Raw genomic sequence first — 23549 nt, 5'->3', positions numbered from 1 at the left:
TATGAAAAAGAAATGGCTATTATTACTCCTCTGCCTAAAAGCAATGACGGGCTATACACAGCAACAGTGGCCGCTATACCCTGATAGCATTCCTAACGCTACCGGTGTACCGGATGAAGAGCATCGGCGGGCGGATGCCATGGTGGACACGTTAGTGGACCACGTATCCAGGCCTACGCTGACCATTTACCGGCCACCTGCCGGCAAGGCCAACGGCGCTGCGGTGATTATTTGCCCGGGTGGCGGTTATCATGTGTTATGCATAAAAATGGAAGGAGAGAAAGTAGCTAAAGCATTCACGCAAATGGGCGTAACGGCTTTTGTATTAAAGTATCGTTTGCCCAGTAGCCACACCATGCGGGAACCATCTGTAGGGCCTCTACAGGATGCGCAACAAGCCATACTAACGGTGCGGCAACTGGCTGCAAAATGGCAGATAGACCCACACCGCATAGGGTTAATGGGCTTCTCTGCCGGTGGCCATCTGGCCGCTACCGCCGGCACCCACTTTGATCAGGCATTCATTAATAATCCCGAAGGCATCAGCCTGCGCCCGGATTTCCTGTTACTGGTATACCCCGTAATCAGCTGCACTGACAGTGTTGGGCATATCGGTTGCCGCAACAACCTCCTGGGAGCTGCCCCCACCAACACGCAAATAAAATGGTTCTCCAATGAGCTGCAAGTGACGCCCAATACGCCACCAACCTGGCTGGTACATGCCGGCGATGATACCGTAGTGCCGGTGCGCAACAGCTTATTATTCTATGAAGCACTGCAACGCAATAAAGTAGCGGCCGCGATTCATCTGTATGAAAAAGGCGAACATGGTTTTCTGGGTAAGCCTCCGTTTGAAGAATGGTTTGGGCGTTGCGCTTACTGGATGCAGGAAGGAGGATGGTTAGGTATTAACTCACCATCCGCTGGTAAGTAGTTTCGTGGTCTTGATTTTTGCGCTTTATTTTCCCATATAATAAAGGGGACCAAACTTTGGAAAAACCAGGTTATTACCACCTTTATGCGGATGTTGGATATAGCCCGGTGGCGGTGTTGGCAGTTGTTGTGCGCATTCATCTGAACAAAGGTTGGCCAATAGTGGAACATAATCACTGCCTACGGGTAACGTTATCCAAACCTGGTTAATCTGCTGGTAGTGCACTGTTTTATCACATATACTGCACTTAATATGATCCCCTTCATATCGGACTGGAAAATTATTTAGATCCGGGAACGGTTTTTTATTTCCAAAATTGCCGTATAATTTCCGGATACTAACTCTGGTCTTGGTAAGATGTTTACAGCGGGTGATCTCGTAAGGAAACCAGTGCAGATCGCGGGAAGTGTACGGATCAAGGTGTTCCAGTGTCGTCACCAGACCGATTTCCGGCGGTATTCTTTTGAGTTTGCTACCATATAGCCGCATTTTTTTTACGCTTGTCATAGTCCCGATTGTTGTCGGGAGTGTATAGATCCGTTGAAAACATTCTTCCCCCAGATACTCCCGTGGAGCGAATTCTATGCGATGCTCCCGGGCGCATATATCCACATATTCACAAAGCATTTTCCATGCTTCGCTGTTTCTGTCCTGATCATCGGGCTTGAGCTTCACTATATTCATAGATAGTATTTAGGCGGTACTAAACATACTATTTTTTTGAATGATGTTATCAACAGATTCCCTGCATTCTCCCATCTCCCTAAAAAATAATTTTGCGCAGTCAAATGACTGCATTATATTGCAGTCAAATGGCTGCATATAATGGAAATCCGTAGAGATGTTTTTCAGGCCATCGCCGACCCTACGCGTAGGGCTATACTGGCGTTGGTGGCATTACAGGCAATGACGCCCGGGGCAATTGCCGAAAATTTTAACTCGTCCAGGCAAACGATATCGAAGCATATCCAGATCCTGACGGAATGTGAATTGCTGCATCAGCAACAAACAGGGCGGGAAATTCATTACCAGCTCAATCCCCGGAAGATGAAAGAAATAGCAGACTGGATAGCGCCGTATCAAAAGCTATGGGATAACAGGTTAAACGCGATGGAGGAATTGCTGGGTGAAATGAAAGCAAAGAAGACAACATCAAAAAAATAGTTCACTAACAATTTAAAACCAAATTTCATGGAAAAGCAATTGTATCCCTGTTTATGGTTTGATGGTCAGGCCAGGGCAGCAGCAGATTTTTACTGTACCATTTTTCCTAATTCCAAAGTCGTAGTTGACACGGGAATGGTCGTTAACTTTGAATTGAACGGACAGTTTTTTATGGGCTTAAATGGGGGAGATGCCTTTCATTTTAATGAAGCCGTTTCTTTTGTAATTACCTGTAAAGATCAGGCAGAGATAGATCATTATTGGTACAAACTCATTGCTGATGGTGGCAAAGAAGGCAACTGCGGCTGGTGTAAAGATAAGTTCGGATTATCCTGGCAGGTGGTGCCACAGGTGCTGGGATCACTGCTGTCTGATCCGCAGCGGGGACAACGGGTAGCGCAGGCCTTTATGAAAATGAATAAATTTGATATCGAAGCATTGCAAAGTGCTTAATTCGCTCATCACCTAATTGTTCTATATGGCGAAGCAGATTGAAGTGACCAGGATATTCCATGCACCTGTTGAAATGGTTTGGCAGGTATGGACAGATCCTGAACTGGTAAAGCGTTGGTGGGGACCCAAAGATTTTATATCCCCCATAGCAAACATAGATTTTCGGGAAGGCGGTAAATCATTGGTTAGTATGAGAGCCCCGAAAGAAATGGGAGAAAAAGAATGGTATTCTATCTGGGAGTATGTAAAAATAATTCCTTTTGAAAAGATAGAGTTTATTCAAAATCTGGCGGATAAAAACGGTAATAAAACAGATCCCACCAAAGTAGGCATGCCGGCCGATTTCCCGGCAGATATTAAAACGGTGGTTGTTTTTAAGGCGTTGGGAGCAGATAGTACGGAGATGACCGTCACAGAATATGCGGAATTTGGCAGCATGAGCCATTTTGCACAATTAGGACTGGAGCAGAGTATGCAGAAGGTGGCAGCTATTTTTGAATAAATGGTTACCTGATTTTCTCCCGGTGATTTAATCCCCATGCTACCAGGCTGTCGTTTACAGAGAATACGCTAAGTCCGTATGGGGTAATGGCATAGCTCACACTAACAGGTTTTGTATCTCTGACGGTTCGGGTGATAAGCAGGTTAAGTTCAAGGTCCTGCAATTCTTTCGTCAGCATTTTGGCAGAGATGCCTTCTATTTCCCGTTGAATTTTTTTGAACGTGTTGACTTCCTCCACATGGTTGTTGAGATGACGCATTATTCTCAGCTTCCATTTGCCTCCCAGTACATCCAGGCTATCGCGGATGGCCGCCAGCTCTTGTTCACAAGTAGCATTTTGTTTATCAGGCTGTTGCATATTTCAAGTGTATGATAGTTAACCCGAGGTAACCAGTTACCACGGGTTAACTCATGGCGAAAATAAACTATTGCTATCTAATTTTGATCATCTAACAGACACTTAAAAAATGAAACAGCTAGATTATTACGTATTAGATGTATTTACGGACCAGGCGTATAAAGGAAACCAGCTTTCGGTAGTTCGTATTGAACACGAATTGGAAATGGAGCAATATTATGATATATCCCGGGAGTTTGGTTATTCGGAAACCTCTTTTGTACATTATTCAGCCGAAGAAAAAGTGTTCAAGGTACGGTCTTTCACACCCGCTAAATTTGAAGTAGCGGGTGCCGGACACAATTTGCTGGGAGCAGTATGCCTGGCACTGATAAAGCAATGGGACGTTTTTAGTCATCAGGGAAATTCGCCGTGGGTAAAGGTAAAAGACATACCGGTAGCATTAAAAATCACGGCTCAGAATGGGTTGCCCTATGTTGGTATGAAACAAAAGCCAGCTACTTTGCTGGGGACAATACCGGTAGATATCATTGCAGCGGCTATTGGATTAAAGACAACTGATTTGGTATTAAATGAATGGCAGGTACAGATGGTTAAAACAGAAGTTGCCCACCTTATGGTACCGGTTAGCAATATCACCGCGCTGGAAAGTGCTGTCGTGAATAAACGCTTGTTAAAGCGCATATCAGAACAATATGGTTTTGAAGGATATTATCTCTTTACCACCAATGAGGTCGCCGATGGTATTACGGTGGAATCGCGGTTTTTCAACCCTGGCATCGGGATAGATGAAGACCCTGCCACAGGTACGGCAGCAGGGCCATTGGCGGGTTACCTGGAGCAGCTGGGTTATATAGAGAAGCATAAAGATTATCGTTTCCTGCAGGGCAGGTTTGTGGAACAACCATCCACTATCGTTGTGGCAGTGGAAGAAGATGGGATATGGGTGAGTGGTTCATCTGTAGTAGTCATGGAAGGAAAGCTTAATTTGTAGTAATGTTGCTAAGCAAAAAAAAGAGCCTCCGTTTCAGGGGGCTCTTTTACATTTCGTTATCTTATTATCGGGCAATATCAAATCTGTCGAGGTTCATCACCTTATTCCATGCGGCGGCAAAGTCTTTCGCAAACTTTTCTCCGGCATCAGCGCTGCCGTAAACTTCTGCAACAGCCCTCAATTCTGAGTTGGAGCCAAACAACAGATCGGCACGGGTGCCGGTCCATTTTTTTGCGCCGCTGCTACGATCGCTGCCTTCATACAATTCTTTATCGGCCGATACGGCTTTCCAGGCGGTATTCATATCGAGCAGGTTCACAAAGAAATCATTGGTAAGCTGACCGGGGCGGGAAGTGAAAACGCCGTGTGCGGAGCCATCAAAATTAGTATTCAATACCCGCATACCACCAATCAGTACCGTTAGTTCAGGTGCAGTTAGTGTGAGTTGCTGTGCTTTGTCAATCAGCAACGCCTCGGTGGATGCAGCAAATTTTGTTTTGCGGTAGTTCCGGAATCCATCGGCAACAGGTTCCAGGTGACCAACAGATTCAACATCGGTTTCTTCCTGGGAAGCATCCATGCGACCTGGTGTGAAAGGCACGCTAACAGCGTGGCCGCCATCTTTCGCTGCTTTTTCTACGGCTGCTACGCCTGCCAGCACAATCAGATCAGCCAGTGATATTTTCTTGCCACCTGCGGCAGCACCGTTAAACGCCTGTTGTATGGCCGTTAGTTTATCCAATACTTTTTGCAGTTGGGTAGGATTATTTACCTGCCAGTATTTCTGGGGTGCCAGGCGAACGCGTGCGCCATTGGCGCCACCACGTTTGTCGGAGCCACGGAAAGTAGATGCTGACGCCCATGCAGCGGACACCAGTTCTGATACGCTTAAGCCGGATGCCAGTACCTGCGTTTTGAGGGTAGCGATATCATTGGCATCTACCAGCGGATGATTTACTGCCGGAATGGGGTCCTGCCATATTAATACTTCTGAAGGTACGTCTGGTCCCAGGTAGCGGGCGCGTGGACCCATATCACGATGCGTTAATTTAAACCATGCACGGGAAAATGCATCGGCCAGTTCTTCAGGATGTTCCAGGAAGCGCCTTGATATTTTTTCGTAAACAGGATCAAATCTCAGAGAGAGGTCGGTAGTCAGCATAGTAGGCACATGCTTCTTGCTGCTGTCGAAGGCATCCGGTATAATGGCGTCCGCATTTTTAGCGTGCCATTGGTGTGCGCCTGCCGGGCTTTTAGACAATTCCCACTCGAAGCCAAAGAGGTTTTCGAAGAAGTTATTGCTCCATTTGGTAGGTGTTTTGGTCCAGGTAACTTCCAGTCCGCTGGTAATGGTATCAGCACCTTTACCGGAACCGTAGCTGTTGGCCCAGCCTAATCCCTGCAATTCCAAGTCGGCGCCTTCCGGTTCTTTGCCTACATGGGTAGCAGGTGCCGCGCCATGTGTTTTGCCGAAGCTGTGACCGCCGGCAATCAATGCCACCGTTTCTTCGTCGTTCATGGCCATGCGGCCAAAAGTATCACGGATATCTTTTGCTGCAGCAATAGGGTCAGGATTACCGTCGGGTCCTTCCGGATTCACATAAATCAGCCCCATTTGTACGGCCGCCAGTGGATTTTCCAGGTTGCGGCCATGTATATCGCCATCCGCTTTCTCATCTGTTGTTAATACGCCATGGTTTTCTTCTACACCAGATGAGCCGTGCGCATAACGTATGTCGCCTCCCAGCCAGGTGGTTTCTGAACCCCAGTATACATCTTCATCTGGTTCCCATACATCTTCCCGTCCGCCGGCAAACCCAAAGGTTTTAAAGCCCATGGATTCCAGGGCGATATTGCCGGTAAGAATCAACAAGTCTGCCCAGGAAATTTTATTGCCATATTTTTGTTTAATGGGCCAAAGCAATCTGCGGGCTTTGTCCAGGCTCACGTTATCAGGCCAGCTGTTCAGTGGCGCAAAACGTTGCTGTCCGGAGCCAGCACCACCACGACCATCGCCCACACGATAGGTACCTGCACTATGCCAGGCCATACGGATAAACAACGGACCATAATGCCCGAAATCCGCCGGCCACCAGTCCTGTGAATCCGTCATAAGGGCATGCAAATCTTTTTTCACCGCCTCCAGGTCCAGGCTTTTAAACGCTTCTGCATAGTTAAAGTCTGCACTCATCGGGCTGGATTCGGCAGCATGCTGGCGCAGGATGCTCACCTTTAATTGGTTGGGCCACCAATCACGATTCCTGGTGCCGCCGCCGCCAACATTATGTTTCATACTACCATTATGAAACGGGCATTTACTGATGTCGTTAGATTCTTGTCCCATTGTTATGAGTTTAGGGTATTGAAGAAATACTTTACCTATGTGTCAGGGCCTAAAATTATACTATTGTAGTTATAATGATAATCAATTAATTTGATAATTTGATAGTTTAAATCTATCTGGGCTGATTTGGCATCGGCGTATTCATTAACACATGATGCAGTGAAAAGTTCAAAATGCTGGAAGTAGCGAATGATGTAAGCGGATTTTGTCTTTATACAGGATTAGACTGATTATCCTGATTATATTTTAAAGATTTAAAAAGAAAGATGGGGAGATGAAAGCTGGTACACCAGCCTTCATCTCCCCATCTTTCGTAATACTAATACTAAAAATAAAAATATCAAAATCAGTCTAATCCTGTATAAATTAACCGCTTTTGCATGTCTAACAGCATCCGGCCAAAGTTCGCATCCATCGGCGTAATGCGGCCACTATTGAAACTTAGACCTAAACCTACGGCGCCGAGGGCAGGTATGTAAGCGCCGTTTGGTCCAAATCCCGAAACAGAAAGATACTCCGCTGTTTTTCCAACTGCCCACTGCGTGGTATAGGAGTCACCGGCAAAGCTACCCTTACTGAGTTGTAGTTCTGAGCCTACCAGTAGTTCATAGCGCAGGGAGCTATCAGCAGGAATCTTCACTTCTTTTCCATTTACTTTTAAGGGCATGGCTTTACCTTTGTTACCGAAAATATAGACCACATTTTTTTCTTCGCGTGCTGTATTACGCTGGCGTGCTACGTCATCCGCAAAGAAGAAATCGAGAATTAATTCCGGCCTCGTTGAATCTGTATCCGTGTAGGAGTGGAAGATAAATGCGTTGGCGCCTGATTTCATGCCACTACGTACGGCATAAGCCCATAGTCTCCCAAGCGCTTTGCTTTCCATGGCAACAGCCCTGCAAGAAATGGTGGCCACATATTCCAGTCCTGATGTATCAACAGCATTGTTCCAATAAACGATCTCGCGCGATTTTTTTTTGTGTTGAAAGGTGTCAGATTTTTTCAGTATCTCTACTTTCTGGCCATACGCATGGCCACAGCAGAATATCAGGAAGGCTAGTATAAGGTAAGGGAGCTTCATGCATGCTATTTCTTCAAAGTAAATAAAAAAATGGGAACGCAGCGCCTTTACCCTGAAGTTCTTCTGCCACTAGATAATCTTGTTTTTCTGGAAGCCGGTATTCATTTAAAAAAAGCGTCCACCAGTCAGGTGGACGCTCTAAGAATAAACATCATGATAAATGCCTGTTTTTACTCCCACATTTTACGCAGGTAGGCAGCGATGTCGGTATGCATCAGTGCTTCATCGGCTTTCCTTTGTGCGGTAGCTGCTGCGCGGCCGGCAGCCCAGTCGGAGGCCATGTCAGCCACGCGGCTTTTCAGCACAGGCAGGGTAATATCCCGGCAGTAAACAGGGGAACCGGGTTGTTGTTTCCAGGAGTCGGCGATGCTGCCAATATCCACCGGGTCAAACCCAATGGCATCTACCAGTGCGACTGCTATTTTTTTGGCAGCGGCATTGTCGCCGGAAACGGCTAAGGCTATACGATCTTTGTCGCCAGGTGGCTTGCCTTTGTCTGACAGGCTCTCCGCAAAGATGGAGTTAAATACTTTGACTACCGGAAAGCCCAGTTGCTGCTGCACCCACAGGCTATCGATGCCACTTTCTTCCAGTGCTGGAATAACACCATCACGGAGCAGGGGATAGTAGTTGCAGGTATCAATCACCACCGTATCTGCCGGTAGTTGCCGGAATAATGCCGCGGGAAGGTCTGGTATGCTTTTTTGTGGAATGGTAACGATGATTACCTTTCTTCCTTGTATCGCGGCGGCTATGTCAACAGGCGTAGCGCCTGTATTTGCGGCCACCTGCACCAGGGAGGCTGGTCCCCGGGAGTTTGCAATTGACACCCTATGCCCCAGTTGAACCAGTTTGGATGCGAGGCCGGCCCCAATAGGGCCGGCACCGATGATGCCTATTTCCATGGCAGGAGGTGATTAGTTAGGTAATTTGTTATTTAATAAAGTTTCCAGTTTCTTCAGTTTAGATGCCCAGAAGTTATCGAAGTAGGAAATCCAGTTTTGCAGTTCATTGAATCCGTCTTGTTTCAATGTACAGTAGCGTTCCCGCCCAATATCCCGGATAGAAATGAAACCTGCGGTATGCAGTATCTTAATATGCTTGGATACGGCAGGGCGACTCATATCGAAATTATCAGCCAGGCTATTGATCGTCAAGCTATCTTCTGCCAGTAGCATCAACATTTTTCGCCTGCTGGGATCACTGATTACCTGGAAGGCATCAAGCGTTGGTGTGGCCATGTTGGAGTGTATTTATGCGGTCAGCGATTTTCTGCAGATTCTTCCACCAGCCGTCTTTTAATGCAGCAAACATGTTGAGGTGCGCTGTTTCTGAGAAACCACTATGTTCCAAAAATAAGGCAGTGCCGTTGTCTTTAGGCTCCAGCCGCCATCTTACTACAGATTCGATGTCGATTTTGCCATTACCGGGGCCGCAATTCCAGGAGTACGTCAGTTTTTTCATAGGTACCACTTCCAGTACCTTACAGTAGAAGATCCCGTCGAAGTCCAGGCTGGGAATAGGTCCGGTCCTGAATTGAAAGTCAAGCCCTACAATAGGCTGAAAATCATTTTTCATCAGCCATAGTTCCATGAGTTCCGGCTTTGTCAGGAAGTCCCAAACCATCTGCGCAGGATGTGGGTAGAAGAATTCGTGTTTAATAGTGTTTGCCATAATAGGTAACTTTTAAGTTACACAAATGTATATGTAACTTTTAAGTTACCCAAATTTTTTTTCAGAAAGCAGAAAAAAGGAGACCATGCTGTTTGGTAACATGGTCTCCTTATTTTATAGTATTCGATTATTGATGAAGGTCTGTATACCTGTAAGTGGTAATGTACCCGGCTTTTTTAGGGTCAGCGGCAGTAGGTTTGTACCAGCTGGTATCTGCTACTGTCAGTTGTTTGTCGTTACGTTCACGGGTATACGAAATAAAATCGGTTTCTGCGCCGGTGGTATTGACGGTAGATCTGTTGGTCAGCTCGCGCGCAGAAAGTAAATGGGCAATACCTGCCTGGTCTGTTAATAAATAATAAGGGAATGCCATTGTTTTGCGTCCATTTGCCACATCGTTGTAAACATATTTATGGCTTTGTAAAAGCACTTTGAGGTGGTTGGCAGCATTCCAGTTGAATTGCTTCTCCACAATAACATTATCACCATCCCAGGAATATTCTATTATTTTATCGATTTTCCCGGATTTCACTTTTGCGATCGTCACCAACTTATTATTCTCATACATCAGGGAATCATAAGTGGTGGTGGCTTGTCCTGGTGCATAAGAGCGGGTGAGCAGCTGGCCGGTGTATTGGAATTCCATGATAGTGACAGGTGTTTCTGTTCTGCCGTTTTGCCGGTTCAGCTTTATCAGCTTTCCGTTCTCATAAACAAAGGTGAGCAGCCCGTAATAAGTAAGTCCGTTGTCGATCGAAAACTCTTCCGCGGTACGTAAGGTTTTGTCGGCATTATAGATGTACAAAATACTGTCCTGGTTCTTTGTAACAATGCCATCTCTTACCTGGGTGGCCACGGCAGTGGAAATGTACCAGTCAGCAGGTGTAATGGTTCCTGGTTTGTCCTTTTTTTTGCAGCTGGAGATTAAAAGCGCAAGGGCAGCAATGCCCGCTATGAGTTTCCTCATCGTTCGTTTTTTTGGGGTAAATAAATGTTTGGCTTACTGATATCAGTAGCAGATACAGGTTTTATCTGGCGGCAAATTTAGGCGTAAAGTGAATATTTTCAAAGTAAAGATCCGGGAAAATTATCGTGTGATGGTTGGGGGAACGCCAACCAGTCTGACTATTCCCAACGAAACGGAATCAGTGTTTTCATGCTGACAACCTTATTTTCGGGCAGTAGCACTTCGCACTGATCATTTTCATCATGCACCTGGCATATAAATTCCCGGCACCTGCCACAGGGACTCACCACTACGTTACCTTCTGTAACCGCCACTACCTTAACGATTTTGTTTTCGCCGGCGGTGATCATAGCAGCCACTGCTGCATGTTCTGCACAAAAGCCCATAGAACAGGGCGTGTCGATACATACGCCGGTATAAACATTTCCTTTGTCTGTAAGAATAGCGGCAGCAACACCGCCTGCATAGCTGTTTTTAGAGAGCTGTGTAGGATTTAATGTTTTGCAGGCTATTTCATATAACGCTGAAAATTCCATCCGTATTAAGTTTATTGAATGAAAATAACATAAATGAGATAAACCACCATGGTGGAGTTCCCATTTTATGCGTTACATTTATCACCGCAAATAATGCCCTGCAAAATTAAACTTACATGAATCCTCCGGAGCATTTACCATTGATCAAAGGTGAAATAGCAGATTACTACTATGATCCTGCCGGCATCCTCTATTCTTACTCGAAGAACATCAAAAGAACGGTAGAAAATATTGCCGGCAATGTTGCACTGGTAAAGCAAATAACCGGCAACCGGAAAGTACCGTTATTGATTTATCTAACTAAATCCCCGGTACCAGATAAAGCTACCCGGCAATTTTCAGGAGAGCAGGTACCACAAATATATTCCGCTATGGCAATGGTTTCCAAACCAGGGTTATCTGCGTTGATTATGAAGTTGGTATTTGCAGTAGGAAGACCACCCATCCCCATGAAATCATTTACCAATGATGCCGACGCACGGGCATGGCTGTTGGATTATGTATAAAGAAGGTATTATTTTGAAGAGATGGGAACTGTTTTGAATCTTCCCCATGCCACAAAAATTGCCAGCAGCAAGAAAAGGATATTCACCCCAGTCACGCTGGCTTCTCCTCTTGATAAATGGAACACAATAGCACATCCCATCAGCGCAGCAGCGCCTACAGCGGCCCATGGTGTGAGTATCGGTTTAATACGCAGGAACGCAGGTAGTATCAATCCCACAGCGCCTGCCAGATCGATCACTCCCAGTAGCCGCACCACGTAAGCAGGTACCTGCCCGGCCCAGGGCATCATCGGCGCTATTTTCTCAATAGGTTGAAACTTCAGCACCGCACCGGTAATAAAAAAAGCCGCGATGAGTATTTGCAGGATCCATAATACCGTGTTCATTTTTCGCAATGAGGATGTCATAAGATGTTTTTTTTTTGAATGACGCAAACCTACATATATTTGGTTTCAATCAGATAGCGCTTCCTTGTTGGATAGCGCTATCTGATTGGATAGTATCGTAGCCAGTAAACCATTTTATATGTTAACAAAAGGAGGATGCCCGAAAAATGCTTTGTCGATCAAAGACGCACTGGAAGCCCTGGAGGGCAGATGGAAACTGTTGATTTTGTTTGCGCTGTCGACAGGGCCAAAACGTTTCAAGCAAATCGCGAAAGAAGTGACGGGTATTACAGATAAAACATTGTCGAAAGAATTAAAACACCTTGAAGTGAACAAGCTGTTAAAAAGGGAAGTATATGATACTTTCCCGCCAACGGTGGAATATACCATTACGTCTCACGGCAAGTCGCTGGAACCGGTGATGGAAGCGCTGCACTACTGGGGACTGAAACATCGTAAGGAAGTGATAGGGAAAGCATAAAGCTGGTATAGCAAATGTTCTTTTGCTGAAACAAAGGCACAAAAAAAGCGCAACGACAAAACTGGTCATTGCGCTTTGAAAATCGGGCTTGTTTTATTTTCTTCTCGCCGTTAAATATTTCCTTACCGGTGTATCATATATCACCATTACCAGCCAGCCAAAGCCAATCAGGAGTATAGTGCCGAACACGATGACCAGCGACAGCGGCCACGGACCAGGATGATACGCATTGAACCAGTTAGCGAATATCCACATCGCAACATAATGGCTCATATACAGCGGATAAGAAATCTGCCCGGAAAAAATACATAATTTTTTCAAGGAAGGAGCTAGTTGTGCGCCTGCGCCCAGCGCGATGAGCAGCGGGAAGTACACCAGTACTGTCAACAGTTCTGCCAGCCAGTTCCATTTAAAATATGGCTGGAGAAAGGCCGCCAGCAACAATATAGTCAGTCCAATAAAGCCCAGCCTGTTTTTGATAATTAAGTTAAAACGGAAAACAATTAATCCCGCCAGGAAAGAATAGGAAATGCGTGCGCAACCCTGCCAGAAAGTGTCTTTACTCCATCCTCCCATCAGGTTACCGGCCTGGAAAGCCACATAAGAAATGGCCGCTGCAGCCAGTATGGCCAATATTGCCAGGTAGCGGCGAGGTAACCGGTGAAGCACCAATGCATAGAAAATATTAGCCACGTATTCCCAGAATAAAGACCAGGCCGGCGCATTCAAACCGAACAGGTTGAAGAAGCGGTCGGGCATAAAAGGATAGGGTATGAGTAGCAGGGAGCAGAGAAAAAATATGCTTATCTGTCCAGCTGAATATAGGGTAGGAGGCAGTCCGAACGGATTGATGAGGAATCCAAGTAAACCTAACACGCTACCTGCTATCACTAATGGATGCAAACGGATGATACGCGACTTAAAGAATTCCCATACGCCCATTTTTTCTAACCGGTTATCATACGCATAGCCAATTACAAATCCGGATAAGCAGAAAAAGAAGTCAACCGCTAAAAAGCCGTGCCCGATAAAGTTTTTGCTGTAGTCGGAAATGACGATTTCCATGAAATGGAATACCACTACTGATATGGCGGCAATTCCTCTTAACCCGTCTAAAATTTCAAAATGTTGTTTCGTTTTTAATAATGATTCGTTCGCCTTCATTGATCACTGTTTGATTTGATATGTCCACAACGGGTTTGCCTGAAAAACGGTCAAGATACACTGAACATTTTATTTTTTTAAAAGGAAAGCTGCTTTTTACGCCAACGGCCTGTTGCTAGATAATTTAAAAATTGTTATGTGTTGCTGGTAATCATTTCGTTATGTATGGGAATAGATAGAGGAACCTGCTTATATTCTATATTCGCGGCCACCAACTTAGGTACTATTTAATCTATACTATATGAAAAAATTATTGTTGATTGTATTTGGCTCTGCGCTGATGCAGGGGGTACATGCCCAAACAAAGGAGTTACCGTCCTTCCGTCTTGCTGTAAATGGCGGCTATAGTTATCGTATTGGCAAGATTGGTTCGCAGTTCGACGGGGAAACGAGGGACTATGTAAAGAAATTGAAATCTGGCTTTGGCCTCGGCGTAGATGCCACCTATTATTTCAGGGAGAAGATGGGAATAGGGTTGAAGTATAGCCGATTTCATTCTTCCAATAGCGCTGATGCGGTGCCTGTGAACGGCACCACTGTTTCCACAGAAGATAACATCAGCATCAACTTTATAGGCGCTACTTTTGGTACCCGTTTGTATAACAAGGCCAAAACCAATGCCTTTTATGCCAATGTAGGCCTGGGTTACGTAGGATTCCGGAATAATTCAGCAGTAAATTCCGGCAAGATGATATTAAAAGGTGGCACAGCAGGCACCAGCCTGGATGTGGGCTATGATTTCCGCATTACACGTTATCTTTCTGCCGGCGCACAGGCATCTCTGATCACTGGTTTGCTGAATAAGATGAAGGTAGAACAAGGCAATAATACCACCACCATCGATCTGAAAGATGATCAACGCGAGAACCTGGGTAACCTGAATCTTTCTGCCGGATTACGCCTTACCTTATAAAGAAAGGTAGTCGGCCAGTGTTTTTCTAAAAATTTTGTTAAATTTGCGCATTATTTTAAGAGAAAATAGTAATGCACAGCGTGGTAAATGAACCATCCGCGTTTTGCACGTTTGACGAATCAACATCTATTCATGCACTGGCCGAAGGCCTTACCTTTTCAATAGACAATGCCCTGCACCCGCTATGCCAGCTGGCGGCAGACAAACTACAGTCACATCTGCAGTATCAGGAGGAATGGACGCATAATTTCGGGTTGTCATCTGATGCAGAAGGGGTGATTATAGGAAAAATGTTCGGCGTATTGGCCGTTCGAACGAAAGAAGGTGAGCTGGGATACCTGGCCGCATTTTCAGGTAAACTGGCAGGTGGTAACCACCATGCAGGTTTTGTGCCGCCTATATTTGACACCCTGGCCGAAGGCGGTTTCGTGAATACGGGAATGACCCAACTAACGCAAATGAGCGAGCAAATCAGCGCCCTGGAATTGTTTGACCCCCACGGCAACGCTGCAGAAATCCATCTCCTGAAAAATTTACGTAAGCATCATTCTGTTTCTCTGCAAAACAAAATTTTTGACCAGTACCATTTTTTAAATAAATCCGGGAAGTCAAAAAGCCTGGTAGATATTTTTGCAGCTACCGGCCATAAGAAGCCACCAGCCGGCGCCGGGGAATGCGCCGCACCCAAACTGCTGCAATATGCTTACCAGCATGAAATGGAACCATTGGCCCTGGCTGAATTTTGGTGGGGATTATCACCTAAATCTGCCTATTGGCAACATGGACATTTTTATGCACCCTGCCGTGAAAAATGTGCCCCTATACTTGAGCATATGCTGAGTAATTAGCAGCGCGCTATTTTATAACCCTTTAAAAAAATGTAGTAACCCTATTTCAAAACAAGCCCCAAAAAATTCAAAAAATGAATAAGTACGAAAGATTAAAAAATGAACTCGACACCGCCGGTATCGGGAAAATGAAAGCCTTTGGCACCTCTATGCTCCCCATCCTGAAAAGCGGCACCCTGCTAACCTTTGTGAAAGCAACTGAATACGCCATTGGCGATATCGTATTTTGCAAAGTAAAGGGCCGGTATATAGATGCGCATAAGGTGATTAAAAAAGACCAGAACAAAGGTTGCCTGATCGCTAATAACCATGGCTATGAAAATGGCTGGACGAAAGTCATTTATGGAAAAGTGATCCTGGGGGAATTCGAAAACCGTATCATTTATTCGAAATGATCCGGGGAGAATTTCCCTCTTTTAATATTTCAATAAGTTTTCCCGCCCCGCAAATAACTCCCTGATAAAAGCCTGTAGCTGTTCTCCCGCAAAAGTAATCGTTGATTCATGTGAGCAATAAATCACCCAATCATAATTTTCATCACAGTAAGCACATTCTTCTTTTTCCGGCCTGAAATCACCGGAGGGGATGGCGGTAATGATACCTTCCTCTGTTATCTCCAGTACATAAGGTGCTGCATATTCACTGATAAAGCGGGGAATCGCAGTATAATCATTCGGAGTAAGGTCAGCGGTATGGAGATATATTACGCTGGTAGGACACTTGGGATCAACCGGATCCCAGTAGTTACCATCGTAATTCCAGCGTTCCAGTAACTGTTGATCTACTGCCTGTTTTTCTGCTTCGTGTAGGCGCCGGCGATAGGGAAGGGGTGCTATTTGCGCCAGCATTTCCGGCGTGATGTTCCGTATAAAATCACTAAATTTTGTACGCTCATCGCGGATGGCTGCAGCTTCTACCGGATGTTCTGCTTCCGCTGAAAACGGGAGTTGGGCAGATTGGCCGATGTGGGCTAAGGTTTCCCGGGAAACGTTGGTTTGACCAGTAAGCAATTCTATTTCACCAAGTATGGCATCCAGGATATTATAGCGGGGGAATAGATTGTAGTCGTTATCGGTATACGTATACTCAGGGAAATCTTCTCCGGTGCGTTCCTGTTGATACCGGTTTGCCCAGTAGGTAATATGCTCCATACAATAGCGGCGTGCCGCTGTCATCAATGCGTCTGAAAAGGTCATGCTGCAATGATAAGAAAATAATCAAATAAACTGCAAACCCGCCGCGTACAAGGACTTTGAGGAAGAAAAAAACGTTAACACTAGATAACAGTGGCGACCTCAGTCTGGCACAGTTTTATCATTTACTATGGTAGCAAAAGAAATTAAACAGCCTGCAGATGTTTAACCTTACATTATTCATCACGTACATTCAAACCTGACAATCATGAAAGCGTTAAAATATTTCATTGTTTCCGTAGTATTGATAGCCGGATTAAGTAGTTGCCTTGTTGTGCGCGACAGGCCGGGGTATTACCGCCCTTATCACCACCACCATTATTATCACGGATATTACAGATAGTTGTTATCCTGCTGCATGCTTAGCGTGCAGCAGGATTTTTTATTTCAATCCAAACGGGTCCGTGATCACTGCTTTTTTCCCAGCCGCGTACATCTCTGTCTACTCCCGCTGCCACCAGTAACGGCGCTACCGCCGGGCTCAGTAAAAAGTGATCAATGCGTAAGCCGGCATTCCGGCCATAGGCATCGCGGAAGTAATCCCAGAACGTATAAATTTTTTCGGTAGGGTATAGGTGCCGGATGGCATCTGTCCAGCCCTGCGCCACCAGCTGATGAAAGGCTTCCCGGGTTTCCGGGCGGAACAGGGCGTCATTCACCCAGCGCTCAGGTTTGTATACATCCAGGTCTGTGGGCATTACGTTGAAGTCGCCCGTTAAGATGACCGGCACGTTTTGTTCCATCAGTGTTTGTGCATGTTGAGTCAGCCGCTTGAACCAGCTTAGCTTGTAGTCGAATTTTGGTCCTGGCGCAGGATTGCCATTGGGCAAATATAAACAGCCAATGATGATGCCATTGATCTCTGCCTCAATATACCGGCTGTGGCTATCTTCCGGGTCACCGGGCAGTACGCGCCGGAGTTCTTTTACGTCTGAGGTACGTGATAGAATAGCCACGCCATTCCAGCTTTTTTGCCCATGCCAGATGGCGTGGTAGCCAGCGTCACGGATGGCCTGCTCCGGGAATTTTTCCTGTGGCGCTTTCAGTTCCTGTAAGCAGGCCACATCGGGCGCGGTTTCTTCCAGCCAGCGAAGTAATACGGGAAGACGTCCGTTTACGCCATTAACATTATAGGTGGCTATTTTCATGACAATAAGGGTTTAGCTATCTGATGTAAGGAGATAATCCGGGCGGGTTAAATATAGGAAGTATTTGGGTGTATTGACGAAACCTTCCCGATATTTTCTGCTCTCTGATAAATTATGTATTTTCAATGATCCAGTGCTAACCCCGGCGGATAAAGTATTTTCTTATTGACACTCAAAGAATAAAAAATGATTTGTAGGAAAGTTGCAGGCTGTTCCCTGTTCGTTTTTTTGCTGGCCTTCTCTTCGGCTACGTTCGGGCAAACCGCCAATGCCATGGTAACAGATGTCACCTTTGACCTGTTGACCTGGGTAAAACATGTGAGCAGCGACGTAGATAAGCAATCCTTTTCCAGCGAAAAGGCCGGGCAGCTAAAACAAGGTCTGGAAGCCCTGAAAGAAGACCTGACCGTGTATAAGAAAATCCGGAAAGTGTTGGCCGATAGTCTTTTCCGGCATAATATTGCACCCGGGAAGAAGGACCCCAATGACCTCGACCTGCTGAAAGAGAAAATGAGCAAGGTAATGGCCGGCATGCGGGGCGTGAACGACCTGGTGAGTGAGCCTGTACAACAGGAAGGGGATAAATTAAATGATCAGATCTATAAAGTGCTGTATGAGGAACAGGGACGGTATTTGTCGCACCTGGAGGCATTCCTGGACGGAGTAGATGTTACCAAAAAAGACCTGGCATTGGATGGCAGTGTGTGTTTTTCCCGTTTGGAAGAATGCATTAATATCATTGCTGGCATGGAAGGCCGGGTAGGCAAGAAGGTCAAATAAAAAAATGTTTAAAATATCTTTTGTGAAAAACCATGTGGTTGTACTGTTAACCTTGTTCATCATTATTACTCAATCCTTAGCCGCCCAAACAGACCAATGGACGGGCATCTGGCGTACATCCGTTAAGCCTCCGGGGAGCTCGCGGTCTATCACGATGGAATTGCATATTGGCCAACCGGAAGCAGGGATGTTGTACCCTGCCACCATAAAGTTGGAATACGGTGCATTTACAGGCCGGTATGAATTGCTCCTAGCCAAAAAGAATGCGCATCAACTAGGCATTGGACGTAATAAATATCCATTGGAACAAACGCCGTATAAGCTCGGGCCCTGGATGTGGTACCTCAATGGTACACTGGACTATAAAGACGGGGAGCTGGTGCTGAACCGCATGTGGATCGATAAATTTGATATCTGGATGCGGGGATTGGACGAAGACGATGAAATTTACCAGGCATCCAAAGTGGCGTTACGTGATTTCCTGTACCGGGGCGCTGCCAGGCTCACCAAGGCCGGCAACAGACCACTGGCCGATTCCAGCGTGCAACGAATCCTGCACCCGGAGGGCAGCCAGGTGTACTTTGGGATCTATGATAGCATTATTGCTTATGACAGTACCATGGCGCTGAAGATAGTAGACCAGGAACAGTATGATAAAGATACCGTTACCCTGCTGCATAATGGCCGCGCTATTTTTAGCCGGGAACAAATCAATGACCACAACCGGCAGCTAACGATAGCGCTGGACACGGGGAAAAACTGCTTTATCTTTTTTGCGGATAATTACGGCCACCTGCCGCCTAACACCGGGCTGTTGGAAGCCACCATTGATCAACAACCCTACGGCTTTAACTTTAGCACCCATTCGAATGCTTATGCCACGTTCCTGGTGGCGAATATCTACCATCCTGCCACGCAGCCCCATAACATTACCAGCAAAGTAATACAACGGGAGAATGTACCCGTTGCCACTATTCCCGTACATACCGCCGATATCATATTAGAACTGAAGGACACCAAAGTCCAGGATGGAGATAGTATTTCTTTGTCGCTGAATGGAAAATGGGTGGTGACCGGCTTTCCCGTTAAAACCGTCGCCCAGGAAATTCACTTACAGTTGCAACCCGGCGAGAATATTTTGCTGTTTACTGCGGACAACCTGGGGACCATTCCTCCCAATACCGCATCCCTGCGAATCCGCTATGGACGTAAGTCCCAAACCTTTAACCTGAGCACTGACATGCGTAAAAATAATGAGATCCGGCTAATACTTGAATAGCCGGGAGATAATTTCGGCTATCAGTATATGAAAAATGAACATATTTCATAGCTTTGCCCGAGTAGCATTTAAACGCAATTTTATAATATGGGATTTTTTTCAGGCCTGTTGGGCAATGCCGGCGAAGTAAGCCAGGAGCAGTTAATGAAAGATTATGGGAAACTGCTTATTGAAACAGAGAAAATTGAACTCGGATTTAAGCTGATCAGGGATACCTTTATTTTCACCAATAAGCGTTTAATTCTCATTGATAAGCAAGGTATTACCGGTAGTAAAACGGAGTATCGCAGCGTCTCCTATAAAAGCATTTCCAGGTTTAGCGTAGAATCAACGGGTACTTTCGACCTGGATGCAGAACTGAAAATCTGGATTTCGAGTGAGGCCGCTCCCAGCATCGTAAAGCAGTTTACAAAGTCTGTTAATGTATATGAAGTACAGAAGGTACTCGCATTTTATGTGCTGAATTAATGGCTGAAGGCTGCATTGCACGGGCGGCTTATTCGTTCATTGTACGCGGAACCTTATACGATTACTATCTACCTATATTAACGTTATGCCAGAAGTGCCTCCTTCTATTTTTGACCAGGTTTTTTTACAGGAAACAAGGGTACGCCGCCGGGAATTGATGCCGAAGGCATTGAAGATTTATGTATGGCTATTTATGATACTGCCGTTTGTGGGGCTTGTTTACTCGTTATATTTTCAATGGAGATATACTGCTTTTGCCAATCAATTTAACATCAGTTTATGGGACCCGGTAGATCTTTGCCTGGCATTTATTTTTCCTGCGGCACGCGTTGCTGCCAATATTTTTATCTGGCTGGAAAAGCGGTGGGCTATCCTCGGTGGGCTGATAACTGATTTTATTTTTATTCTGTCCAAGAGCTATTCCATCTACCTGCTTTATGCCAATGGGACATCAAATTTGGGCATTATAAGTATTAGCGTTATCTGGTTATTGATAGATGTTCCTTATGTCATGATGCTCTTGAAAATTAAAAAAAGCTGGGAACAGAAAGGCTATGCGGTAAACGAATTATCCGACATCTACGTCAAATAACTGGTTTACACTAACCCTTGTTGCGTGGCCGTTTTTATCAATGCCGCTACATTTCTCACCTGGAATTTCTGGATCAGGTTTTTGCGATGTGTTTCTATGGTCAGTGGGCTCAGGTTAAGTTGGGCGGCCATATCAGGGGTAGTTTTCCCTTCTGCGATCAGATGCAGGATTTCCTTTTCCCTTTTTGTTAGTTGTGGCGTATCTTTTAGTTCTCCCAAAGAAGGACGCGCCATAATTTCCCTTGCCGCCTTGCTGAAGGTAATCAGCCCGCTGAGCGCCTCTCCGATACAGGCAATCAGTTCTTCTGAAGAAATATTTTTCAGCAGGTAGCCGGTGGCGCCGTTTTGTATCATCTGTAGTATCATGCTGCGTTCAGAATGGTTACTCAGCGCCAGCACATGTGTGTCGGGTAACATCTCCTTAATTACTTTACATAATTCTATCCCGTTGACATCGGGCAGGGTGATGTCCAATAAAATGATATCTACCTTATTGGTCTCCAGAAAAGCAATACAATCCGCTCCAGTGGTGAAGCAGCCTGTAATGGTGATATTGGATACATGGGCCAGTAATCGTTGTAATCCTTCCAATACAATAGGATGATCATCTACAATGGCCAATGTGGTATTTTTAGTTAACATGTAATTCAATATTTATGGTAGTGCCCTGATCTGGCGCCGAATCTATGTCAATTTTTCCTTTTAGAAAACCTACCCTGTTTTTTATATTACTCAAACCGATGCCGGAGGTAGTACTGTTGACTGTAGGATCAAAGCCTTTTCCATTGTCTTCCTGGGTAATGAAAAACAAATCCTCGTGTTGGCTGCATTGCAATATAATATGAGAGGCCGACGCATGACGAACAGCGTTGGACAATAGCTCCTGTACAATGCGGTAAATATGGATTTGTACTTCTTCTCCCAAACTATCTTCAATGCCCAGGGCCTGGAAGTCGATTTTAGTGCTGTCGGTCATCAATGATTCACAGAGATCTTTCAGCGCAGTAGTTAACCCAAATTTCAGCAGGTTTACGGGCATCATGTTATGTGCAATACGCCGTAGTTCCGTTACGGAATGATCCAGTTGCGCCGTAATTTTTGTTAGTTCCTGTCGTTGATCCGGGGAGAAGGTATCTGCTATCTGGGCCGACAAATTTATTTTAGCGCCGGCCAGCATGCCGCCAAGTCCGTCGTGCAGGTCGCGGGCGAGCCGGCGACGTTCCTGTTCCTCACCCTGAAGTACTGCCTGGCTGAATTGCAACTGTTGTTGCTGCGCCATTTCGTGCAGGTGTTGCTGATAGCTCAACTCTTTTTGTTCCATCAGCTTTTTCTTGCTGCGGTAAAGGATAAGTGCAAACACGAGGATAGCCAGTAAAAACAGGCTGGCAAATCCCAGTAACCAGTTGACCAGCCGGCCGTTGCTGGCCGCGAGTAACTGCTCCGTACGTTGTGCTTTTAGTGCATTGATTTCCTTTTCTTTCTCTGCATCCCGGAACTTTATTTCCAATGCATGTACATCATTTTTTAACTGGCTTTGGGCTACACTATCGCTGAACTCGCTGTAACGCTTCATCCATTCGTAGGCCGGCGCCCACTGCTTCATACCCTCGTAAGTAATCGCCATGCCATAATACAACTGTAAACGATTAGTGGACATGCTCATCATCAGCTCCTGCTTCATCAGGTACGTGAGCACTTCTTTGGCTTTCGGGTAACTTTTTGCATTGTAGTAAGCATAGAATTTTTGCAGTAACAATCGTTGTTCCTCATAGTTTAACCCGATTTTTTTTGCCAGGGCAACGCCTTTATCCAGGCTGGCCAACGCATCGGTGAACTTTCCTTCTATGGTAAAGTACATGCCTTCGGCAGCGTAGTAGTCGAGGTAATATTCGGAGTCCGGGTAAGGCTTCAGTAAGGGATACATGCTATCCAGTGCCGCCCTGGCTTTTACATTTTGCCCGGACAGGGAATAGTTTTCCGCGATGGTATGGTAAGCATCTATGAGCTCCTTGGTGGGCGGCGTAATCGCTTTCAGGATGTCAATTGCCTTTAAGCAATACGTTTCGGTTTTGTCGTACTGCCCCGCGTTTTTGAATACAATGGCGAGTGCCAGGAAATTTTTTCCCACCAGTACGGGGTCTCCGGATTGTTGTGCAAGGGGGATTGATTTGTTGAGGATAATATCGGCGAATGCTTTGTAATTATCTTTTCGCTGTTGAATCCTTCCATATTCATACCAGGCCTGCGCCCTGAAGAGATATGCCTCCTGCGTTTTGGTGTGTTGGAGTAAAGAATCCGTCAGCATATAATTTTGCTGGCTTTTGTCAGGATTACTTTTGCTGAGCAGGCGACCTTCATAGAAATAGTACAGCGCCTGCAGGTAAGGATTTTTTTTGATATAAGGAGCTCCCTCTTGCAGAAATTTCATGGCCCTGAGCGTATCCTTTACGGTCCAGTAATCGCTCAATGCGAAGCTGGCCCTGGCCCGCAGGCTGTCGGGGCCGGGGTGTATCAATATTTTCTCCAGGCTGTCGGCGGGAGAGGGGCCACTTAAATGCACTTGTGCCAGGCACCAGGTATTTGCTATCAGTAAGGATAAAAAGAAAAACAGCTTTCTCATGAAAGCAAAATAATAACTATTGCCGATACCTCCTATCCGCAGTAAAAAATACCTGGAAACAGGTAGGTATAAAACCCGGTAACCGGGTATTGTTGGCTGTAGCGCACCATTTTAACTTTGTGGCCGTACTGTTGAATGTTAGCCAGAACTAGAAATGTTAAACAG

At 45.7% G+C, this 23549-nt stretch carries 29 protein-coding genes; 14 read left to right on the top strand and 15 right to left on the bottom strand.

Annotation, left to right across the window (positions count from 1 at the left end; all coding sequences use genetic code 11):
- The first annotated feature begins 1 nt into the window (after window position 1).
- Complete coding sequence (locus AC5ZC7_RS15140; RefSeq protein ID WP_496158086.1) at window positions 2–934, top strand: alpha/beta hydrolase fold domain-containing protein; 933 nt, start codon at window positions 2–4, stop codon at window positions 932–934.
- 24 nt (window positions 935–958) lie between these two features.
- Here the strand turns inward: AC5ZC7_RS15140 and AC5ZC7_RS15135 are convergent, their stop codons facing one another.
- Window positions 959–1618, bottom strand: a complete 660-nt coding sequence (locus AC5ZC7_RS15135; RefSeq protein WP_496158087.1) for a hypothetical protein — start codon at window positions 1616–1618, stop codon at window positions 959–961.
- A gap of 141 nt (window positions 1619–1759) precedes the next feature.
- On the opposite strand from AC5ZC7_RS15135, the gene AC5ZC7_RS15130 reads away from it, so the two are divergent.
- The 3 genes from AC5ZC7_RS15130 to AC5ZC7_RS15120 are packed head-to-tail and all read left to right on the top strand — an operon-like array spanning window position 1760 to window position 3053.
- Window positions 1760–2098: a metalloregulator ArsR/SmtB family transcription factor gene (locus AC5ZC7_RS15130; RefSeq protein WP_496158088.1), complete on the top strand. Its 339-nt coding sequence runs from the start codon at window positions 1760–1762 to the stop codon at window positions 2096–2098.
- A gap of 27 nt (window positions 2099–2125) precedes the next feature.
- Window positions 2126–2551: a VOC family protein gene (locus tag AC5ZC7_RS15125; protein WP_496158090.1), complete on the top strand. Its 426-nt coding sequence runs from the start codon at window positions 2126–2128 to the stop codon at window positions 2549–2551.
- A gap of 25 nt (window positions 2552–2576) precedes the next feature.
- Complete coding sequence (locus AC5ZC7_RS15120) at window positions 2577–3053, top strand: SRPBCC domain-containing protein (protein ID WP_496158091.1); 477 nt, start codon at window positions 2577–2579, stop codon at window positions 3051–3053.
- A gap of 4 nt (window positions 3054–3057) precedes the next feature.
- On the opposite strand, the gene AC5ZC7_RS15115 is transcribed toward AC5ZC7_RS15120, so the two are convergent.
- Window positions 3058–3411 (bottom strand): winged helix-turn-helix transcriptional regulator, encoded by a 354-nt coding sequence (locus AC5ZC7_RS15115; RefSeq protein ID WP_496158092.1) that lies wholly within the window; start codon window positions 3409–3411, stop codon window positions 3058–3060.
- Between the two features lie 109 nt (window positions 3412–3520).
- Here AC5ZC7_RS15115 and AC5ZC7_RS15110 point away from each other — a divergent pair, with 109 nt between their 5' ends.
- Complete coding sequence (locus AC5ZC7_RS15110) at window positions 3521–4405, top strand: PhzF family phenazine biosynthesis isomerase (RefSeq protein WP_496158093.1); 885 nt, start codon at window positions 3521–3523, stop codon at window positions 4403–4405.
- Between the two features lie 64 nt (window positions 4406–4469).
- On the opposite strand, the gene katG is transcribed toward AC5ZC7_RS15110, so the two are convergent.
- From katG to AC5ZC7_RS15075, 7 genes are all read right to left on the bottom strand, one after another.
- Complete coding sequence (gene katG / locus AC5ZC7_RS15105; RefSeq protein WP_511911578.1) at window positions 4470–6698, bottom strand: catalase/peroxidase HPI; 2229 nt, start codon at window positions 6696–6698, stop codon at window positions 4470–4472.
- 397 nt (window positions 6699–7095) lie between these two features.
- Entirely contained in the window at window positions 7096–7830 is a 735-nt protein-coding gene (locus AC5ZC7_RS15100; protein WP_496158095.1) for a hypothetical protein, read from the bottom strand.
- A 170-nt stretch (window positions 7831–8000) separates the two neighbouring features.
- Entirely contained in the window at window positions 8001–8735 is a 735-nt protein-coding gene (locus AC5ZC7_RS15095; RefSeq protein WP_496158096.1) for an NAD(P)-binding domain-containing protein, read from the bottom strand.
- Between the two features lie 12 nt (window positions 8736–8747).
- Entirely contained in the window at window positions 8748–9071 is a 324-nt protein-coding gene (locus AC5ZC7_RS15090) for a metalloregulator ArsR/SmtB family transcription factor (RefSeq protein ID WP_496158097.1), read from the bottom strand.
- The gene (locus AC5ZC7_RS15085) at window positions 9052–9504 is read right to left on the bottom strand and encodes an SRPBCC domain-containing protein (protein ID WP_496158098.1); all 453 of its coding nucleotides are present in this window, start codon (window positions 9502–9504) and stop codon (window positions 9052–9054) included. Before AC5ZC7_RS15085 ends, AC5ZC7_RS15090 begins: the two co-directional genes overlap by 20 nt.
- 127 nt (window positions 9505–9631) lie before the next feature.
- Complete coding sequence (locus AC5ZC7_RS15080; protein ID WP_496158099.1) at window positions 9632–10471, bottom strand: hypothetical protein; 840 nt, start codon at window positions 10469–10471, stop codon at window positions 9632–9634.
- Between the two features lie 158 nt (window positions 10472–10629).
- Window positions 10630–11007: a cytidine deaminase family protein gene (locus AC5ZC7_RS15075; RefSeq protein WP_496158100.1), complete on the bottom strand. Its 378-nt coding sequence runs from the start codon at window positions 11005–11007 to the stop codon at window positions 10630–10632.
- 116 nt (window positions 11008–11123) lie between these two features.
- Between AC5ZC7_RS15075 and AC5ZC7_RS15070 the strand changes: the two genes are divergently transcribed.
- Window positions 11124–11513 (top strand): DUF7793 family protein, encoded by a 390-nt coding sequence (locus AC5ZC7_RS15070; RefSeq protein ID WP_496158101.1) that lies wholly within the window; start codon window positions 11124–11126, stop codon window positions 11511–11513.
- Window positions 11514–11521: 8 nt separating this feature from the next.
- On the opposite strand, the gene AC5ZC7_RS15065 is transcribed toward AC5ZC7_RS15070, so the two are convergent.
- On the bottom strand, window positions 11522–11920 hold the full coding sequence (locus AC5ZC7_RS15065) for a DoxX family protein (protein WP_496158102.1): 399 nt from the start codon (window positions 11918–11920) through the stop codon (window positions 11522–11524).
- 118 nt (window positions 11921–12038) lie between these two features.
- Between AC5ZC7_RS15065 and AC5ZC7_RS15060 the strand changes: the two genes are divergently transcribed.
- Window positions 12039–12380, top strand: a complete 342-nt coding sequence (locus AC5ZC7_RS15060) for a winged helix-turn-helix transcriptional regulator (RefSeq protein ID WP_496158103.1) — start codon at window positions 12039–12041, stop codon at window positions 12378–12380.
- A gap of 93 nt (window positions 12381–12473) precedes the next feature.
- Here the strand turns inward: AC5ZC7_RS15060 and AC5ZC7_RS15055 are convergent, their stop codons facing one another.
- Window positions 12474–13544 (bottom strand): acyltransferase family protein, encoded by a 1071-nt coding sequence (locus tag AC5ZC7_RS15055; protein WP_496158104.1) that lies wholly within the window; start codon window positions 13542–13544, stop codon window positions 12474–12476.
- Between the two features lie 241 nt (window positions 13545–13785).
- On the opposite strand from AC5ZC7_RS15055, the gene AC5ZC7_RS15050 reads away from it, so the two are divergent.
- The 3 genes from AC5ZC7_RS15050 to AC5ZC7_RS15040 all read left to right on the top strand — a co-directional run bounded on the left by AC5ZC7_RS15050 (window position 13786) and on the right by AC5ZC7_RS15040 (window position 15700).
- A complete protein-coding gene (locus AC5ZC7_RS15050; RefSeq protein ID WP_496158105.1) occupies window positions 13786–14457 on the top strand; it encodes a hypothetical protein in 672 nt (223 codons plus the stop codon).
- Between the two features lie 71 nt (window positions 14458–14528).
- Window positions 14529–15305: a pseudouridylate synthase gene (locus tag AC5ZC7_RS15045; protein WP_496158106.1), complete on the top strand. Its 777-nt coding sequence runs from the start codon at window positions 14529–14531 to the stop codon at window positions 15303–15305.
- A gap of 74 nt (window positions 15306–15379) precedes the next feature.
- Window positions 15380–15700 (top strand): S24 family peptidase, encoded by a 321-nt coding sequence (locus AC5ZC7_RS15040; protein WP_496158107.1) that lies wholly within the window; start codon window positions 15380–15382, stop codon window positions 15698–15700.
- Between the two features lie 21 nt (window positions 15701–15721).
- On the opposite strand, the gene AC5ZC7_RS15035 is transcribed toward AC5ZC7_RS15040, so the two are convergent.
- Together AC5ZC7_RS15035 and xth are read right to left on the bottom strand one after the other, a co-directional pair.
- Window positions 15722–16501, bottom strand: coding sequence for a hypothetical protein (locus AC5ZC7_RS15035; RefSeq protein ID WP_496158108.1), 780 nt, complete (start codon window positions 16499–16501; stop codon window positions 15722–15724).
- Window positions 16502–16860: 359 nt separating this feature from the next.
- A complete protein-coding gene (gene xth, locus AC5ZC7_RS15030; protein ID WP_496158110.1) occupies window positions 16861–17646 on the bottom strand; it encodes an exodeoxyribonuclease III in 786 nt (261 codons plus the stop codon).
- Window positions 17647–17832: 186 nt separating this feature from the next.
- Here xth and AC5ZC7_RS15025 point away from each other — a divergent pair, with 186 nt between their 5' ends.
- From AC5ZC7_RS15025 to AC5ZC7_RS15010, 4 genes are all read left to right on the top strand, one after another.
- Window positions 17833–18426 carry a hypothetical protein gene (locus AC5ZC7_RS15025; protein WP_496158111.1) on the top strand — a complete coding sequence of 198 codons (594 nt, stop codon included), beginning with the start codon at window positions 17833–17835 and terminating at the stop codon, window positions 18424–18426.
- 22 nt (window positions 18427–18448) lie between these two features.
- The gene (locus AC5ZC7_RS15020; protein ID WP_496158112.1) at window positions 18449–19705 is read left to right on the top strand and encodes a hypothetical protein; all 1257 of its coding nucleotides are present in this window, start codon (window positions 18449–18451) and stop codon (window positions 19703–19705) included.
- A gap of 87 nt (window positions 19706–19792) precedes the next feature.
- Window positions 19793–20173: a PH domain-containing protein gene (locus AC5ZC7_RS15015; protein ID WP_496158113.1), complete on the top strand. Its 381-nt coding sequence runs from the start codon at window positions 19793–19795 to the stop codon at window positions 20171–20173.
- 85 nt (window positions 20174–20258) lie between these two features.
- Window positions 20259–20765 carry a hypothetical protein gene (locus tag AC5ZC7_RS15010; RefSeq protein WP_496158114.1) on the top strand — a complete coding sequence of 169 codons (507 nt, stop codon included), beginning with the start codon at window positions 20259–20261 and terminating at the stop codon, window positions 20763–20765.
- Window positions 20766–20770: 5 nt separating this feature from the next.
- Here the strand turns inward: AC5ZC7_RS15010 and AC5ZC7_RS15005 are convergent, their stop codons facing one another.
- Window positions 20771–21406 (bottom strand): response regulator, encoded by a 636-nt coding sequence (locus tag AC5ZC7_RS15005; RefSeq protein ID WP_496158115.1) that lies wholly within the window; start codon window positions 21404–21406, stop codon window positions 20771–20773.
- Complete coding sequence (locus tag AC5ZC7_RS15000; protein WP_496158116.1) at window positions 21396–23384, bottom strand: ATP-binding protein; 1989 nt, start codon at window positions 23382–23384, stop codon at window positions 21396–21398. The genes AC5ZC7_RS15005 and AC5ZC7_RS15000 overlap by 11 nt, the downstream gene beginning before the upstream one ends.
- Window positions 23385–23549: the final 165 nt, after the last annotated feature.

This window comes from Chitinophaga sp. 9-1-y (genome assembly GCF_059511905.2).
Note: the sequence above shows the minus strand (reverse complement) of the source record. Positions and strands in the feature narration are given on the sequence as shown.

Excerpts from the sequence above, each read along its gene's own strand:
- xth (WP_496158110.1), bottom strand. The coding sequence starts at position 17,646 with ATGAAAATAGCCACCTATAATGTTAATGGCGTAAACGGACGTCTTCCC.
- AC5ZC7_RS15100 (WP_496158095.1), bottom strand. The coding sequence starts at position 7,830 with ATGAAGCTCCCTTACCTTATACTAGCCTTCCTGATATTCTGCTGTGGC.
- AC5ZC7_RS15075 (WP_496158100.1), bottom strand. The coding sequence starts at position 11,007 with ATGGAATTTTCAGCGTTATATGAAATAGCCTGCAAAACATTAAATCCT.
- AC5ZC7_RS15065 (WP_496158102.1), bottom strand. The coding sequence starts at position 11,920 with ATGACATCCTCATTGCGAAAAATGAACACGGTATTATGGATCCTGCAA.
- AC5ZC7_RS15120 (WP_496158091.1), top strand. The coding sequence starts at position 2,577 with ATGGCGAAGCAGATTGAAGTGACCAGGATATTCCATGCACCTGTTGAA.
- AC5ZC7_RS15080 (WP_496158099.1), bottom strand. The coding sequence starts at position 10,471 with ATGAGGAAACTCATAGCGGGCATTGCTGCCCTTGCGCTTTTAATCTCC.
- AC5ZC7_RS15060 (WP_496158103.1), top strand. The coding sequence starts at position 12,039 with ATGTTAACAAAAGGAGGATGCCCGAAAAATGCTTTGTCGATCAAAGAC.
- katG (WP_511911578.1), bottom strand. The coding sequence starts at position 6,698 with ATGAAACATAATGTTGGCGGCGGCGGCACCAGGAATCGTGATTGGTGG.
- AC5ZC7_RS15015 (WP_496158113.1), top strand. The coding sequence starts at position 19,793 with ATGGGATTTTTTTCAGGCCTGTTGGGCAATGCCGGCGAAGTAAGCCAG.
- AC5ZC7_RS15115 (WP_496158092.1), bottom strand. The coding sequence starts at position 3,411 with ATGCAACAGCCTGATAAACAAAATGCTACTTGTGAACAAGAGCTGGCG.
- AC5ZC7_RS15035 (WP_496158108.1), bottom strand. The coding sequence starts at position 16,501 with ATGACCTTTTCAGACGCATTGATGACAGCGGCACGCCGCTATTGTATG.
- AC5ZC7_RS15085 (WP_496158098.1), bottom strand. The coding sequence starts at position 9,504 with ATGGCAAACACTATTAAACACGAATTCTTCTACCCACATCCTGCGCAG.
- AC5ZC7_RS15050 (WP_496158105.1), top strand. The coding sequence starts at position 13,786 with ATGAAAAAATTATTGTTGATTGTATTTGGCTCTGCGCTGATGCAGGGG.
- AC5ZC7_RS15110 (WP_496158093.1), top strand. The coding sequence starts at position 3,521 with ATGAAACAGCTAGATTATTACGTATTAGATGTATTTACGGACCAGGCG.
- AC5ZC7_RS15000 (WP_496158116.1), bottom strand. The coding sequence starts at position 23,384 with ATGAGAAAGCTGTTTTTCTTTTTATCCTTACTGATAGCAAATACCTGG.
- AC5ZC7_RS15025 (WP_496158111.1), top strand. The coding sequence starts at position 17,833 with ATGATTTGTAGGAAAGTTGCAGGCTGTTCCCTGTTCGTTTTTTTGCTG.
- AC5ZC7_RS15010 (WP_496158114.1), top strand. The coding sequence starts at position 20,259 with ATGCCAGAAGTGCCTCCTTCTATTTTTGACCAGGTTTTTTTACAGGAA.
- AC5ZC7_RS15045 (WP_496158106.1), top strand. The coding sequence starts at position 14,529 with ATGCACAGCGTGGTAAATGAACCATCCGCGTTTTGCACGTTTGACGAA.
- AC5ZC7_RS15130 (WP_496158088.1), top strand. The coding sequence starts at position 1,760 with ATGGAAATCCGTAGAGATGTTTTTCAGGCCATCGCCGACCCTACGCGT.
- AC5ZC7_RS15040 (WP_496158107.1), top strand. The coding sequence starts at position 15,380 with ATGAATAAGTACGAAAGATTAAAAAATGAACTCGACACCGCCGGTATC.
- AC5ZC7_RS15095 (WP_496158096.1), bottom strand. The coding sequence starts at position 8,735 with ATGGAAATAGGCATCATCGGTGCCGGCCCTATTGGGGCCGGCCTCGCA.
- AC5ZC7_RS15005 (WP_496158115.1), bottom strand. The coding sequence starts at position 21,406 with ATGTTAACTAAAAATACCACATTGGCCATTGTAGATGATCATCCTATT.
- AC5ZC7_RS15055 (WP_496158104.1), bottom strand. The coding sequence starts at position 13,544 with ATGAAGGCGAACGAATCATTATTAAAAACGAAACAACATTTTGAAATT.
- AC5ZC7_RS15125 (WP_496158090.1), top strand. The coding sequence starts at position 2,126 with ATGGAAAAGCAATTGTATCCCTGTTTATGGTTTGATGGTCAGGCCAGG.
- AC5ZC7_RS15070 (WP_496158101.1), top strand. The coding sequence starts at position 11,124 with ATGAATCCTCCGGAGCATTTACCATTGATCAAAGGTGAAATAGCAGAT.
- AC5ZC7_RS15135 (WP_496158087.1), bottom strand. The coding sequence starts at position 1,618 with ATGAATATAGTGAAGCTCAAGCCCGATGATCAGGACAGAAACAGCGAA.
- AC5ZC7_RS15090 (WP_496158097.1), bottom strand. The coding sequence starts at position 9,071 with ATGGCCACACCAACGCTTGATGCCTTCCAGGTAATCAGTGATCCCAGC.
- AC5ZC7_RS15140 (WP_496158086.1), top strand. The coding sequence starts at position 2 with ATGAAAAAGAAATGGCTATTATTACTCCTCTGCCTAAAAGCAATGACG.